Origin of the sequence: Sulfurimonas sp. RIFOXYD2_FULL_34_21 (assembly GCF_001830805.1) — a bacterium.
Classification (GTDB): domain Bacteria; phylum Campylobacterota; class Campylobacteria; order Campylobacterales; family Sulfurimonadaceae; genus Sulfurimonas.
Genome location: NZ_MICH01000002.1, coordinates 217,182 through 230,551, shown reverse-complemented (window position 1 = coordinate 230,551; position 13,370 = coordinate 217,182). Strand labels below are relative to the sequence as shown.

The 13,370-nt window shown below is 32.4% G+C and carries 16 protein-coding genes; 3 read left to right on the top strand and 13 right to left on the bottom strand.

Going from position 1 to position 13,370, the window contains the following annotated elements:
- From A2530_RS02415 to gatB, 5 genes are read right to left on the bottom strand one after another with little or no spacing between them, the layout of a single operon-like run.
- Entirely contained in the window at positions 1–552 is a 552-nt protein-coding gene (locus A2530_RS02415; RefSeq protein ID WP_294884268.1) for a hypothetical protein, read from the bottom strand.
- 11 nt (positions 553–563) lie between these two features.
- Positions 564–1,454 (bottom strand): NAD(P)H-dependent glycerol-3-phosphate dehydrogenase, encoded by an 891-nt coding sequence (locus tag A2530_RS02410; RefSeq protein WP_294884270.1) that lies wholly within the window; start codon positions 1,452–1,454, stop codon positions 564–566.
- Complete coding sequence (locus A2530_RS02405; protein WP_294884272.1) at positions 1,447–2,148, bottom strand: NAD-binding protein; 702 nt, start codon at positions 2,146–2,148, stop codon at positions 1,447–1,449. The genes A2530_RS02410 and A2530_RS02405 overlap by 8 nt, the downstream gene beginning before the upstream one ends.
- 2 nt (positions 2,149–2,150) lie before the next feature.
- Positions 2,151–3,701, bottom strand: coding sequence for an ion transporter (locus A2530_RS02400; RefSeq protein WP_294884273.1), 1,551 nt, complete (start codon positions 3,699–3,701; stop codon positions 2,151–2,153).
- An 11-nt stretch (positions 3,702–3,712) separates the two neighbouring features.
- Complete coding sequence (gene gatB / locus A2530_RS02395; protein WP_294884275.1) at positions 3,713–5,140, bottom strand: Asp-tRNA(Asn)/Glu-tRNA(Gln) amidotransferase subunit GatB; 1,428 nt, start codon at positions 5,138–5,140, stop codon at positions 3,713–3,715.
- Positions 5,141–5,259: 119 nt separating this feature from the next.
- Between gatB and A2530_RS02390 the strand changes: the two genes are divergently transcribed.
- The 3 genes from A2530_RS02390 (at position 5,260) to A2530_RS02380 (ending at position 8,161) form a co-directional block, all read left to right on the top strand.
- Entirely contained in the window at positions 5,260–6,438 is a 1,179-nt protein-coding gene (locus tag A2530_RS02390) for a hypothetical protein (protein WP_294884277.1), read from the top strand.
- Between the two features lie 12 nt (positions 6,439–6,450).
- Positions 6,451–6,846 (top strand): hypothetical protein, encoded by a 396-nt coding sequence (locus A2530_RS02385; protein ID WP_294884278.1) that lies wholly within the window; start codon positions 6,451–6,453, stop codon positions 6,844–6,846.
- Positions 6,847–6,988: 142 nt separating this feature from the next.
- A complete protein-coding gene (locus A2530_RS02380; protein ID WP_294884279.1) occupies positions 6,989–8,161 on the top strand; it encodes a diguanylate cyclase in 1,173 nt (390 codons plus the stop codon).
- Here A2530_RS02380 and A2530_RS02375 read toward each other — a convergent pair.
- From A2530_RS02375 to A2530_RS02340, 8 genes are all read right to left on the bottom strand, one after another.
- The gene (locus A2530_RS02375; RefSeq protein WP_294884280.1) at positions 8,158–8,427 is read right to left on the bottom strand and encodes a hypothetical protein; all 270 of its coding nucleotides are present in this window, start codon (positions 8,425–8,427) and stop codon (positions 8,158–8,160) included. The genes A2530_RS02380 and A2530_RS02375 overlap by 4 nt on opposite strands.
- Positions 8,428–8,442: 15 nt before the next feature.
- Complete coding sequence (locus tag A2530_RS02370) at positions 8,443–9,117, bottom strand: F0F1 ATP synthase subunit A (protein ID WP_294884282.1); 675 nt, start codon at positions 9,115–9,117, stop codon at positions 8,443–8,445.
- Between the two features lie 81 nt (positions 9,118–9,198).
- The gene (locus A2530_RS02365) at positions 9,199–10,239 is read right to left on the bottom strand and encodes a tRNA pseudouridine(13) synthase TruD (RefSeq protein WP_294884618.1); all 1,041 of its coding nucleotides are present in this window, start codon (positions 10,237–10,239) and stop codon (positions 9,199–9,201) included.
- Positions 10,236–11,057: a bifunctional riboflavin kinase/FAD synthetase gene (locus A2530_RS02360; RefSeq protein ID WP_294884619.1), complete on the bottom strand. Its 822-nt coding sequence runs from the start codon at positions 11,055–11,057 to the stop codon at positions 10,236–10,238. Before A2530_RS02360 ends, A2530_RS02365 begins: the two co-directional genes overlap by 4 nt.
- An 86-nt stretch (positions 11,058–11,143) precedes the next feature.
- Entirely contained in the window at positions 11,144–11,719 is a 576-nt protein-coding gene (locus A2530_RS02355) for a class I SAM-dependent methyltransferase (protein WP_294884284.1), read from the bottom strand.
- Entirely contained in the window at positions 11,716–12,597 is an 882-nt protein-coding gene (locus A2530_RS02350) for a YafY family protein (RefSeq protein WP_294884285.1), read from the bottom strand. The genes A2530_RS02355 and A2530_RS02350 overlap by 4 nt, the downstream gene beginning before the upstream one ends.
- A gap of 4 nt (positions 12,598–12,601) precedes the next feature.
- Positions 12,602–12,982 carry a HepT-like ribonuclease domain-containing protein gene (locus tag A2530_RS02345; RefSeq protein WP_294884286.1) on the bottom strand — a complete coding sequence of 127 codons (381 nt, stop codon included), beginning with the start codon at positions 12,980–12,982 and terminating at the stop codon, positions 12,602–12,604.
- The gene (locus A2530_RS02340) at positions 12,975–13,274 is read right to left on the bottom strand and encodes a nucleotidyltransferase domain-containing protein (protein ID WP_294884288.1); all 300 of its coding nucleotides are present in this window, start codon (positions 13,272–13,274) and stop codon (positions 12,975–12,977) included. The genes A2530_RS02345 and A2530_RS02340 overlap by 8 nt, the downstream gene beginning before the upstream one ends.
- Between the last annotated feature and the right edge of the window lie 96 nt (positions 13,275–13,370).

The window sequence follows — 13,370 nt, the reverse complement described above, 5'->3', positions numbered from 1 at the left end:
CTATTTTCCAAATCTCGTAAGGGAGTGTACATGTATCTCTCTGCCTTCAATTAGTGCTTTTAAAAACTCGTAAATAGCGATTGATGGAGTAGGACAACCTGGTAAAAAGTAGTCAACTTTTATTGCTTCATGCAGAGGCAAAACTTTACTTAGAAGTTTTGGAACTATCTTTGAGGGGTAGTTTTTCTCTTTGTTAATATCAGCCAAATCAAAATAACCTCTTTGCAAAACCGCGTTGCTTCCATAAAGATTTTTCATAGCGGATATATTTCCCGTTATTGCACAATCTCCGAGCGCTAAGATAAGCTTAGAGTTTGCTCTTATCTTTTTTATCATCTCTAAGTCATGGTCGGTACTTACTGCACCCTCAACTATAGTCAAATCAACATCTTTTGGAAACTCTTTTACATCAACATAAGGACTGTAAACAACATCCACATACTCGGCGATTTCAACAAGCTTCTCATCCATATCGAGTATAGACATGTGACAACCCGAACAGCCATCGAGCCAGATGGTAGCAAGACGTAGTTTATTTAAAGAGTTTTTCACAATAAGTACCGCTAATTTGCAAGAAAATTTCTTAAACTTACATGTGGGTCTGTTCCCTCAAGCATACTGTAAACTTCTCTTGCAATCGGAAGATATAAATCCTTCTCTTTGGCTATCTTGTAAAGAGCGTAAGTGGTACCTATTCCTTCTGCGACTTCTCCTAGCTCTTCTACTATCTGCTCTTTTGATTTTCCATCGGCTATGCCTAAACCTACACGAAAATTTCTACTCATATTTGATGATGCAGTTAAAAAAAGATCTCCTGCTCCGCTAAGTCCTACAAAGCTCTCCTCTTTTGCGCCATACTCTTTGCCAAATCTCTGCATCTCGACCAAACCTCTTGATATCAAAGAAGCAGCGGCATTTTTTCCTAAACCCAAACCTTCACATATTCCGGCAGCAATAGCTATAACATTTTTATATGCCCCTGCAACCTCTGCACCTACGACATCCGAAGACGTATATGTTTTAATAAATGAGGGGAAAAATGAGGCAAACTTGGCACTTAACTCATCATTTATAGAGTTTATCACAAGAGCAGTCGGCAGAGATTTTATAACCTCAGAAGCAAAAGATGGACCTGAAAGAAAAGCTATATTCTCATCGGGAATATACTTGGCATATATCTCATTTAAAAATTTTCCGCTCTTTGCCTCTATACCTTTTGATGCTACAAGTATTTTTTGATTTGTGAAAATAAAATTCTCTTCAAGCCATGATGAAATTTGTTGAGCAGGAATAGCAATAACCAAATACTCAAACTTTAAAATCTCTTCTAAAGATATAAAGTTTTTTATATCTCTTGGTGTTCTTGAGTTAATATAAACTTCACACTTTTCGCTCAAAGCAAATGCTAAAGCAGATCCCCATTTACCGGCTCCGATAACTCCTACTTTAATCAACTTTGCTTCCTATCATTTTTTTAAAATTTTTAATATCTTCATCATATCCTACAACGACAAATACGTCGCCGCTTTTTATAATATGATGCTTCTCTTTTGATGAATAGATAAATTCACTACTCATATCATCGTTAAATACCGAAAGAACAATTATACCGTGTGCCCTGCTCCAGTCTATATCAGCAGGATATTTTCCGTTAAAAAATTCATCATTGTCAATTTTTATTTGAACTATCTTAAGATCACTTTTTTCATATAAAATTCCGTGTAAAACTTCTGTTATAATAGGTTTTTCCAACATGTCAACTATTATATTTGCAGTTGTTTGAGTAGTCGGCAAAATTCTTGTTGCTCCTGCTAACATAAGTTTATCCGTACTCTCCTTATCTTTTGAAAGTGCAACTATAGTTAACATTTTAAAAGTTTCTCTAAGCGATATAGTTAAAAATATATTTTCTGCCATATCTTCAAGCAGACAAAAAGCAACACATGTATCAATATTTACACTTGCACTTAAGTCATCCCAGTTTTCACTCAAATCAAAACTATATATTTTATATTCACCTCTGTCTTTAGGCTCTTTTTCTGCATCTAATTGAAAAATATGAATAAATTCATAGTGTGACTTTATATTTTTTTCTATCTCAAAAGTATAATCATTATATCCGAATATTAAAGCGGTATTTTGTGGCATGTTTAACCTTTTTTATGCAGATACTTGCTGAAACTTTTAATAAACTGCGTATTTCCGATAACTAAAAGATAATCCCCTACTTCTAGTATCGTACTATCAAGCGGATTGAAAAAGAATCTTTTTTTGTTTTTTTTGTAAATTCCCAAAAGCACAACTCGATACTTTTTATTTTCAAGCTCTCCTACCATTACAAAACTCTCTAGTATTCTATCATTAACAACTATCTCTTGCATATCTACACCCTTGTAGTTCATTCTTAGAGCATGAATAGCTTCAAATGCCACTGGCTGTCCTATAAACTCTTTAGCAATTATACCTACTAACTCTTTTTCGTAAAAAAGTTCATTTACCCCTGCAAAAATAAGCTTATTTCTATTAATCTTATTTTTTAAAATAGACAATATATATACATCTTTATTAAATGAACGCACAGTTAAAGCAGTATATAGGTTTTCTACATCGCTATGACTTAAGCAGATAATAGCTTTTACTTGAGCCTCAAGATTTATCCGAAGCTTTTTATAGCTCTCTATACTTCCTGGGTCATAGTTAAGTGCCGTAAAACCATCTTTTATAGCCTCTTTAACTTTTAATGAATGCTCTTCAAGAATAATGACTCTATTATTAATCGATAATTTTTTTGCAACCTCTTTTGAAATACTTTCATAACCGCATATTAGATAGAACTCTTTAATCTTAGCTATATCATCAATCTGTTTCGTATCTTTTATCTCATCAAGTTTTTCCGTAAAAGCAGTTACTATAAGTGATGTAGTAAACGAAAAAACGGCAATTCCAGCTACTATAACAAACATCGCAACTACTCTTCCTGCTTCGGTTACCGGAGTGATATCGCCATATCCTACCGTTGAGATGGTAACAATAGACCAGTAAATAGCTTCAAAAAGTGTATTAACGGGTGAGGCAGGATTGTTTGCTTCCATTACATATATCAAAACTGAAGAGACAAAAACAACTATGGATGCAAATATAAGAAGTGTTACAAACTCGAACTTCTTAGCAATTATAACCGAAGTAAAAGTATGAATACTTTTTGCATATCTAAAGAGTTTAAATACTCTAAATAGAACGAATATTCTAAGTAGCCTTAACTCGTGAAAAAACGGCATAATTGCAAGTAAATCAATAATAGCTTTTAAAGATAAAACATACTTCAACTTTAAAACCGCTATAATTTTTAAACTCTTTAAAAGTTGAAATTTATTTCCAAGAATAGTATCTTGTTCATTTTGCTCAATTATTATATTCGTTACACTACTACTAACCCAAAATCTTAACAAATACTCTATAAGAAAAATAAATGAAACAATATATGTGTTAAAAAAAAGCAATTCATCATTTACATGTGATTTAACTTCTCTTACCAATATAATAACGCTTGAAAAAATAAGGGTAATCATAAAAATATCAAAAAACTTTTTGTACTTATAGTTATCGTTTTCTAGTAGATTGTAGAAAAAATGCTTTACATTTGCATAGCGCTTAGATGTATTTATCTGATATGCTATATCTACTAGCAAATGCTTTTGCATCTTAAACTATCCTATTGTCCTAATTTTGTTTTTAATATGTCATTTACAGTTTGCGGGTTCGCACTACCTTTTGACTCTTTCATAACTTGACCTACAAAAAAGCCAAATAGTTTATCTTTTCCGCTTTTATACTCGGTAACTTTATCTCCGTTAGCAGCAATTATAGCATCACAAATTGCTTCAAGTGCGCCTGTATCACTTACCTGCTTAAGCCCAAGAGTCTCTATCGCACTATCAATATCTGCACTATTATTCATAAGATAATCAAGTACCTCTTTAGCCGCTTTTCCACTTATTGTACCGTCTTCTATTCTTTTAACTAAAAACCCGAGTTTTTTTGCATTAACAGGAGAATTTGTAATATTAACATCTCCTTTAAGTCTGCCTTGAAGCTCAACAGTAAGCCATGTCAGAGCATTTTTAGCACTTATGCCCTCTTTCATCATATCTTCAAAAAAGTGTGCCATTTCAACTGATGATGTTACTACTATTGCATTGTATTCGCTCATGCCGTAATCTTTTACAAAACGTGTCATTTTCTCATCAGGAAGCTCAGGAATGACGCTAAACTCTCTCATCATTTCATCCGTTACAACAGCTTTTAATAAATCAGGTTCAGGAAAATAGCGATAATCAGCTGCCTCTTCTTTTCCTCGCATAGAACGGGTCTCTTGTTTAGTCTGGTCAAAAAGTCTTGTCTCTTGAACTATCTCTTTGCCATAAACACCGTCTTCCCATGCTTCCCTCTGACGTGCGACTTCAAGCTCAATAGCTTTTTGGATAAATCTAAAACTGTTGATATTTTTTATCTCTACGCGAGTATATAGTTTCTCATCACCCTTAGGACGAATGGACACATTTACGTCAACTCTAAATGAACCCTCTTGCATATTCGCATCACCGATATCTATATAACGAATAATTGAGTGCAGTTTTTTAAGATATAAAATTGCTTCTTCTGCACTTCTCATATCAGGTTCGCTTACTATCTCCAAAAGCGGTGTTCCTGCACGGTTTAAATCGACTTTTGAGATATCTCCGTCATGTATGTTTTTACCTGCATCTGCTTCAATATGAGCACGATTTATACGAATAGTTTTATGTGTCGCATCTTCAAAATCAATACGAAGTTTTCCATGTTCTACTATCGGAGTATATAGCTGAGTAATCTGATATGCAGACGGGCTATCAGGATAAAAGTAGCTCTTTCTATCAAAATATGACGTTTGATTTATCTTTGCATCTATAGCTTTTCCAAGCATTACGGATTTATGAAGCACCTCTTTGTTTAAAACAGGAAGTGCTCCCGGAAGTGCTAAACATGTAGGACATGTATTTGTATTTTGTTTGTGATTGAAACTCGTCGGACACGAGCAAAATAGTTTAGTTTTTGTGTTTAATTGAACATGAACTTCTAGACCGATAACTACTTCAAACATAAGATTCCTTGATTAAAAAGAGTAAGATTTTAGTAAATTTTACCCAATTATGCTTTTAAGTTTCATAAACACTGCTATAAATATGACAAAACTATATTTTTATTATATAATATTCAACTATGAAAAGAAAACATATAATATTAAATTTTATTACTATTTCACTACTAAGTATATCTGGATATTCGGCGGATTTAGATATAAAAGCTTTTGGAACAATCAGTGGTGTGTATAACAACAACGGCAACTACATATATAGAAAAGATATTTTTCAAAAAGACGGTTCATCTAATGATTTGAGTTTTGAAACAGATACTCTTATCGGATTGCAAACAATAGTAAATATAAATGAAAACTACTCGTTTGCTCTGCAAGGTATCGTAAATAACAATTGTGACGACAAAATAGAAGCCAAAATTGATTGGGGATACTTAAAATATGATTCAAATGAAAATATAATTATCAAACTAGGTAAAATTAGAACTCCATACTACAGAAACTCAGAAAATCTAAATATCGGTTACTCAAATCTTATGATAAGAGAGAGTGTCGAAGTTTACGGACAAGTTCCTTTTTCATCATACAACGGAGTCGAATTTATATACTCTGATATAATTAGCAGATATTTTTACACAATTCAAGCTGGTTATGGAGCCGAAGAGTTGAGCGTTCCGATACATTCGCTAAACCAAAAAGCAAACGTAGATGTCAATAATCTATATGCCGTAAACTTAACATTCGGAACAGATGCTCTTCAGCTTAGAACAACTTACCTAAACGCAGATATAACTGCTTCAAACATATCAATAGATCAACTTTTTACAGGTTTAAGAGCTTTTGGATTTAATGATTTAGCTAATAGATACGAATTTAAAAATACAAACTCAGAGTATTTAGGTTTTGGACTCTTTATAGACTATAAAAATTTTATATTTTCAAGCGAATACGCTCAAAGACGAATACCTAGTTTTTTTGCAGACACACATGGCTATTATATTACGTTTGGCTATAACTTTAATAGAATAATACCTTTTATAACATATTCAAAAAGCAAAATGGATACTGCTACTTATGAAGCAAATACGGTTTCAAATGAGCTAAATGCTCTTTTACATGCTCAGAATTTAGCCCAAACATCAAAATTAATAGGTATAAAATATTATGTAAATGAGAATGTTGATTTAAAATTTCAATATGAAAATATTAAGCCAATAGGTGAATTTGGAAGTTATTATCTAAGTTCTTTACAATATCCGCAAACTCTAAACGTATTTTCATTTGCTATGGATTTTATATTTTGAAAAGTTTGTAACATGAAAATAATTGTATTACTACTTATTATTATAAACTTTTTAAACGCTCAAATAGTAGTTGTTACAAATAAAAATTCCCATTTCAAAGAGATTCCTAAAGATATAATTCAATACATTTATCTTGCGAAAACGAACAATATTGATGATATTAAGGTAGTGCCTATTTTATCAAGTGATGAAAAACTACATAACGAATTTTGCGATAAAGTATTGTGTAAAAGCCCTTCTCAATACAATAGCTACTGGATAAGACTAGTCTTTACAGGAAGAAAACCGATAGCAAAAAGATATGATTTTAATGATGTTGTAAAAAAACTTAACGAATTAAATACGATTGCTTATATAAATAAAGAGGATATAAAAGAAGAGTGGAAAATTATTTATGAAGATAATTAAACATAGTATAAAGAGACTATTGTTTTTTTATCACTCTCTTTCAATACTAAAAAAATTTTTACTAGCACCTCTGTTTGGTATTATTTTTGTATTTCCTTTTTATGTATTTATTTTTTTAAATACTTCGAATATGAAATTAAATATGAATTATATTAATAGTGAGTTGCTCCCTTTATATGAAATTTCATGTGACAATGTACTACTACTAGAAAAGATAGTTAACGATATAAACAGTGCCGTATCTGCAAAAGAGCCTGAATGGATAAACTATTCTGATAAAAATGCAGATAAAATTAGAGAAAATTTAAAAAATAATAGAAGCAAAAAATATAATAAGGACATTAAAGAGACCACAGAAGCTTTTAATGAATACTATAAAACAGTAGGTGATGTTTCTAAAAAAATAATAGAAAATGATTACCGCTATTACAATATTGACAGTGATACGAAAATTTTAGTCAATAACTATAATAAGGTTGATACTTTACTTAAGAATTTAAAATCAAAAACAAAAAAAGATATTGAAAATAATATTAACTCCCTTAGTGATAACACAAGGTTTATTTTATTAAATGGAAACTTAGTATTTTTTATATGGTTTTTAGTATCTATCGTAATAATATTATTAGTTTATAAAGATATAGAACATAAGATAAAAAGAATTGTAAATGACTCAAAAGATATAGCAAGAGGCGATGTTGATTTTGAAAAAAGACTCTGCATCGTCTCATATGATGAGCTTGGACAAATAATAAAGTCTATAAACATATTTATAAATAAACTACATAAAAGCCATAAAGAACTCTCAAGGGCAAAAGAGAAGCTAGACAGTTTGTATATTATAGACAGGCTTACAAATGTATATAACAGAATTAAAATTGATGAAATTATAGATGCGGAACTAAAAAAACAAAAAAGATATGACTTTGTTTTTTCTGTTATTCTCATAGACATCGACTATTTTAAACAAATAAACGATACATATGGTCATCTAGTAGGCGACGTAGTTTTAAAAGAGTTTGCCTCTGTTCTTAAAAACAATATTAGAGATGTAGATTTTTTAGGAAGATGGGGCGGAGAGGAGTTTATAATTCTTTGTATTCAAACTGACCAAAACGGAGCATTAGCTTTAGCAGAGCATTTAAAGGTTAAAATAGAAGAGTTTGATTTTACTAAAGTAGGCAACAAAACCGCAAGTTTCGGCGTTGCAACATGTACGCAAAATGACAATGCTAAATCAATAGTAGAAAATGCAGATAAAGCATTATATATGGCAAAAAATGGAGGAAGGAATATGGTTGTCTCTTATAATTAAACTTCTTTAGTATATTTAGATTCTATATTTTCTAGTATATTTGTCTGCTTTTTTGCCTCATCAAGTCTTTGCCTATTTATTGAAAAAGCATCTAATGTTAAAATCAAAAAGAGTGAAATAACTATAAAAATTACGGTAATAAAAAGTGCTAGTGAAAATCCAAGGAAGAGAAAAATTTTAAAGATTATTAGAGCACCAAAGATAAGAATCGCCAATGATGCTCCAAGCAAAAAGCTTATAATTCTCTCGAATCTATCTTTTTGCATATTGCTACTTAACTATTAATGCTCATCAACAGCTATTGCACCGCCAAGATAAACATAAGTAAGCATCATGAAAATAAACGCTTGTAAGAATGCCATAAAAGTAAGAAGTGCAAACGGAATCATAGGAAGTATCCACGGTGCTAACATTAAGATTACCATCAAGAACATATCATCACCCTTAACGTTACCAAAAAGACGGAAGCTAAGTGATACTAAGCGAGAAAAATGAGAAACTATCTCAATAGGGAACATCAACCAGTATAACCACCATACAGGACCCATAAAGTGTTTAAAGTACTTAATTACACCTTGTTCTTTAATACCGACATAGTTATAGTAAACAAATACGGCTAATGCAAGTGTAAAAGGCATCTCTAAAAATGCCGTAGGCGCTTCAAAACCGGGAATAACACCAATTAAGTTGGCAATACCCACAAACATACCGATTGTAGCAACAAGAGGAAGAAAACGCATTGCATTCTCTTTACCCATAACGTCCGTTCCCATTTTAAGAACACCGGAAATATATGCTTCCATTACATTTTGAGTTCCGCTTGGAACCATTTTTAGATTTGACATTGCCATCTTTACAAGCATCAAAGCGATACCTGCTGATAGCAGCATATGTGTCATATAGATAAAAGTCTTATCGTGAGAAATTAGACCGAAAAATGTGAACAATTCACCCATAGGTGTACTCCCTGTTTCGTAAAAATTGTGTGATTATAGTAAAAATTTAATTAAACTTTTATAATACAAAAAGTTTTTTATCTATTTTTTCCTATTTTTGTTTAGTTTAACATCTTTTGCACTGTAATTTTTCCCTGCAATACTCTCCAAAAAAACAGTTGCATAAGAGCCTTTTGGAAGCATAAAAGAGATATTTAGCATTGTCTCTTTTTTAACATATCTGCAATCAATATCACTCGGATAAACTAAGGCTTCTCTTCGCTGTCCCTTCTCTTGCAAAAATTCATCATCATACTTTGACTCTATCTCTGCAGCATCATCTTTTGCACGAAAAACGTCTCTACCGCAAAGAAGTCCTGTAGGAACAACTTTTTTTGTTGCAAACTCTTTAGACGGTATCAGCTTTGGTGTAGAGAGTTTGCCGTCATTTGACATGTAAATATCGCCGTTTAAAAGCACAAATTCCGAGCTTTCTTTTTCTTTGCTCAAAAACACTCTCTCTCTAAGCCACTCGTTAAAATAGTAACTCTGATAAACTGAAATCAAAAAACTTTTAAGTTTTGCATCTTCGATAAAAAGCTCTCCCTTTATCATCTCTCTTGCTTGTTCGATGCTCCCCGCTTCTCGCCCGAATCTTTGATAGCCAAAATAATTTGGAAGCCCGCTTTTTGCTATTTTTCTTGCTACTTTTTCAATTCTGCCTGCATCAATAGCATCAACATCATAAAGATTTATGCTAAATCTGTTTCCTTTCAAATCACCCATTCTAATAGAGTGAGAGTGCCTTGTTTTTCCTAAGATTTTTATCTGTTTATGCTGAAAGTTGTTAAAGAGTTTTTCATACTTTGATTCAACTGAAATATACTGCGTTGTAGTCGCATGTTTATCTTTAAGTCCTGCGTAACCTATCTTTTGAGCAGGTATAGCCAAATATTCGGCAAATACGGCTATCATATCCCACGTTGTAAGCTCTTTTTTTTGTACATGTAATATGAGATAGTTTCCTTTACCTAAAAACTCTCCCAAGGGAATTTCGTCAACTACGAAATCTTTTTCGTTTTGGTAAAATTTAAAATCTATATCCTGCGTGCTTAGTAGATATTCTCTATCTAACTCTTTTATAATTGTAGAAATTTTAGCTCCTTTGAAGCGGTCGCGATATCTTGAAGTATCGCTTTTTTTAACTCTTCTAAAGAGTCAAACTTTTTATTGTCTCTGATAAAAGAGACAAAACTAATACTTGCTTTTGTCTTACATGTAACTTCGCCATCAAGTATATGACTCTCTAACGCAAAACTGCCGTCAGTCGTCACTCTATGCCCCACAAATGAGACTGAAGGATGAAAATGTTCCTCATCATCAATACGTGTGAGCGTTACATAAACACCCTCTTTTGGCATCAAAAACTCTTTAGCTTCTACATTTATAGTAGCGACCAGCTCTTTTTTTCCTATCCCTTGCCCAGAGACCAAAGTACCTTTTATAGTGTAATTATGTCCTAAAAAAGCATTTGCGCCTTTTATATCTCCTATTTGAAGTTTTGCTCTTATCTTGTGAGAGTGAACAGAATCGCCGTGAAGTGTTACTTCATCTATAACAACAACTTCTCCATTAAAGAGATTTTTTAGCTCATTAAACGAATATTTTCTATCTTTTCCAAAATGAAAATCATACCCGACAACTATTTTTTGCAGTTTTGGGAACTTCTCTTTTAAAAAAGCTATAAACTCTTCGCCGCCTAAATGACGTATATCATCCAACTCAAGATATAAAATAGGATAGTGCGAAAAATGCTCACGCTCTTTTTTTGGAGTAAGATTTGCATAACCCGTCTCTATTACTACTATAGTTCCGTCTTTGTCAAGTGCTTCAAAAAGCTTTTGATGCCCTATATGCATACCGTCAAAACCGCCTATGGCGATTGATGTGCTATTTTTTATATCTCTCAACTAACTCTTCCTTCGCTAAAAACCATATATAATATAGATTATTCTAATAAGAAGTATATCAAATAGAAGCTAAAACTCTATTCTTGTAGATATGCACTAATGGTATATCTCCATTTATAATGATTTACTTTTACCACAAAACCATACTCTTCAAGCAGCTCTTTTAATATATTCGGCTTATAAAAATTTGCAGGTTCACCCAATAGTTTTTCCATAAAACAGATACTTTTCCCTAAAAACGTACCCGAATCAAAATCATAGATAAAAAGCTTTCCGCCTTTTTTTAAAACTCGCGATACTTCTTTAAATGCCATATTTGGATTGTTGAAATGGTGCAAAGACTCTCCCATAAAAACGGCATCAAAACTGCTCTCTTCAAATGGAAGTGCTTCCGCAACTCCTACATGTACTTCCAGATACGCCGGTGCATATTTGAGCATGCCCTCTGCCGGATCTAATGCCGTGAACTTTAGCTTATCGTTGCATCTGTAAGCGAACTCGCTCATCACTCCCGTACCAGCACCTATGTCCAAGACGCTCTCTTTATCGGTAAAGCCATGCAAAAACAGACACAAATCTTCCAAGATAGGTTTAGAGTATATAATAGAGCCGAAGTGTTTAAAGACAAATCCGAGGTTGTTAAAAGGTATCATCTGTTTATATACTCCTTAAGCACTTCTTCCAATCTCTCTTGCAGATAAATCGGCGAGATTATCCTGATATACGGTATCCAGTATTTTACGAGTCTAAGCACCTCATCGTCATAAGATACTTTTGTGGAGACGACAAGATATTCGTCGTTTTGCTCGACTATCTTTTTATTTGGCAAAATCTCTTTTCGTAAAAAATAGTCTTTGGCTTTGGCATCTATTTGTAAAGTAACTTCGATAAGCTCATCAGAAAACCAGTTTGTGTCGTTTTTGGCGATTTGCTCTAAAAACTCTTTTTTGGGAGTAAATGTTTTTGTTTTGTCTCTCCATATAAACTTTTTTATCTTTGAAAAAGTGAAGTTTTTAAGCTTGCCGTCTTGTTCCGCCAACAGATACCAGATACCGTTGTTACTTACAAATTTGTACGGATTTACTTCTCTTTGTTTATCGGCATATACAAAACATACGGGGCTGTTTTTAACTATTGCAGCACTTAATATCTCAAACCACTCTTTTTTATCGCCGATATCCTCAAAACTTTGATTTTTGACCAGATAGGCAGTATTGAGTTTAACGTTTAAAATATCTGTGATAAACTCGTTCGTAAGTTCAGGATAGAGATGAGAAACTCCGCTTAGAGTAGCAAAACTTTTTATATCTTTAAAGCTTAACTTTCCAAGAGCGTAGCTTTGCATACTGTAACGATCACTATTCTTTTCTATGGGCATAAAGAAAAGTCTGTCGTTTATATCTCTTTGTATCGTCCTCTCGCTGACATTGAACTCTTCTGCTAACTCTTTAGCGGTAAAACTTTCACCGCCATTGAATTTTGTAAGGATGATGGATAGTCTATACGCTAAGGTGTCATGAGATTTTTTCATATTTTTAGTTTTGAATATCGTCTATTATCTCAATTGTTGTTTGAAGCAATTTGTCAATTTCATTATCGCATATATTAAAAATCGCTTCAGCGTCCAAATCGAAATAATGATGAGAAAGTATATCCCTAACTCCTTTTACTTTTTTCCATGGTATGTTTGGATAGTTTGATAAAAGTCGATTGTCTGAGAGTTTATCTATATTTTTAAATCCCTCACCAATGGCTACCAATCTCATAGAGATACTATCTAGCTTTTCAAGCCCGTCATCATTTTTTAAAAAATCATCACTTGAAGAGATATGCTTCGATCTTTTTTGAATGAGTTCCAAAGAGTGTTTTATATCTTCAAGAGTAGAGAGTATCATAAGTTTTCGTTCATCAGACATAGATCAAATCTTTTTGAATCATTTTTAAAAAAAATGGCTTGATATTTTTATGCTCTCTGATGATATCAACTTTTTTATGTAAATCCTTTTCTATCTGTTCTTTTATAGCAACCATATCAAATAGAGACGGTTGCATCTTTACAAAGATATCTATATCGCTATCTTCATTTGCTTCGTCTCTTGCAAAAGAGCCAAAAAGTCCTATCTTTTCAACATGATATTTATCTTTAAACTCACAATAATGCTCTTTTAAATAGTTCAAGATATTTGTTTTATCAAGTTGTTTTGACATATACACAACCTTTTTTTAAGTTTGTTTTTATAAAAAATTATATCATATAGCGTTTGAAAATCATCTGGATTTTAACTTAAAAACCAAAGCATAACA

Bases quoted from the DNA above. Each gene is read 5' to 3' on its own strand.
- A2530_RS02350 (WP_294884285.1), bottom strand. From the start codon at position 12,597: ATGAAAAAATCTCATGACACCTTAGCGTATAGACTATCCATCATCCTT.
- A2530_RS02400 (WP_294884273.1), bottom strand. From the start codon at position 3,701: ATGCAAAAGCATTTGCTAGTAGATATAGCATATCAGATAAATACATCT.
- A2530_RS02385 (WP_294884278.1), top strand. From the start codon at position 6,451: ATGAAAATAATTGTATTACTACTTATTATTATAAACTTTTTAAACGCT.
- A2530_RS02405 (WP_294884272.1), bottom strand. From the start codon at position 2,148: ATGCCACAAAATACCGCTTTAATATTCGGATATAATGATTATACTTTT.
- A2530_RS02355 (WP_294884284.1), bottom strand. From the start codon at position 11,719: ATGATACCTTTTAACAACCTCGGATTTGTCTTTAAACACTTCGGCTCT.
- A2530_RS02345 (WP_294884286.1), bottom strand. From the start codon at position 12,982: ATGTCTGATGAACGAAAACTTATGATACTCTCTACTCTTGAAGATATA.
- gatB (WP_294884275.1), bottom strand. From the start codon at position 5,140: ATGTTTGAAGTAGTTATCGGTCTAGAAGTTCATGTTCAATTAAACACA.
- A2530_RS02380 (WP_294884279.1), top strand. From the start codon at position 6,989: ATGAATTATATTAATAGTGAGTTGCTCCCTTTATATGAAATTTCATGT.
- A2530_RS02390 (WP_294884277.1), top strand. From the start codon at position 5,260: ATGAAAAGAAAACATATAATATTAAATTTTATTACTATTTCACTACTA.
- A2530_RS02340 (WP_294884288.1), bottom strand. From the start codon at position 13,274: ATGTCAAAACAACTTGATAAAACAAATATCTTGAACTATTTAAAAGAG.
- A2530_RS02370 (WP_294884282.1), bottom strand. From the start codon at position 9,117: ATGGGTGAATTGTTCACATTTTTCGGTCTAATTTCTCACGATAAGACT.
- A2530_RS02375 (WP_294884280.1), bottom strand. From the start codon at position 8,427: ATGCAAAAAGATAGATTCGAGAGAATTATAAGCTTTTTGCTTGGAGCA.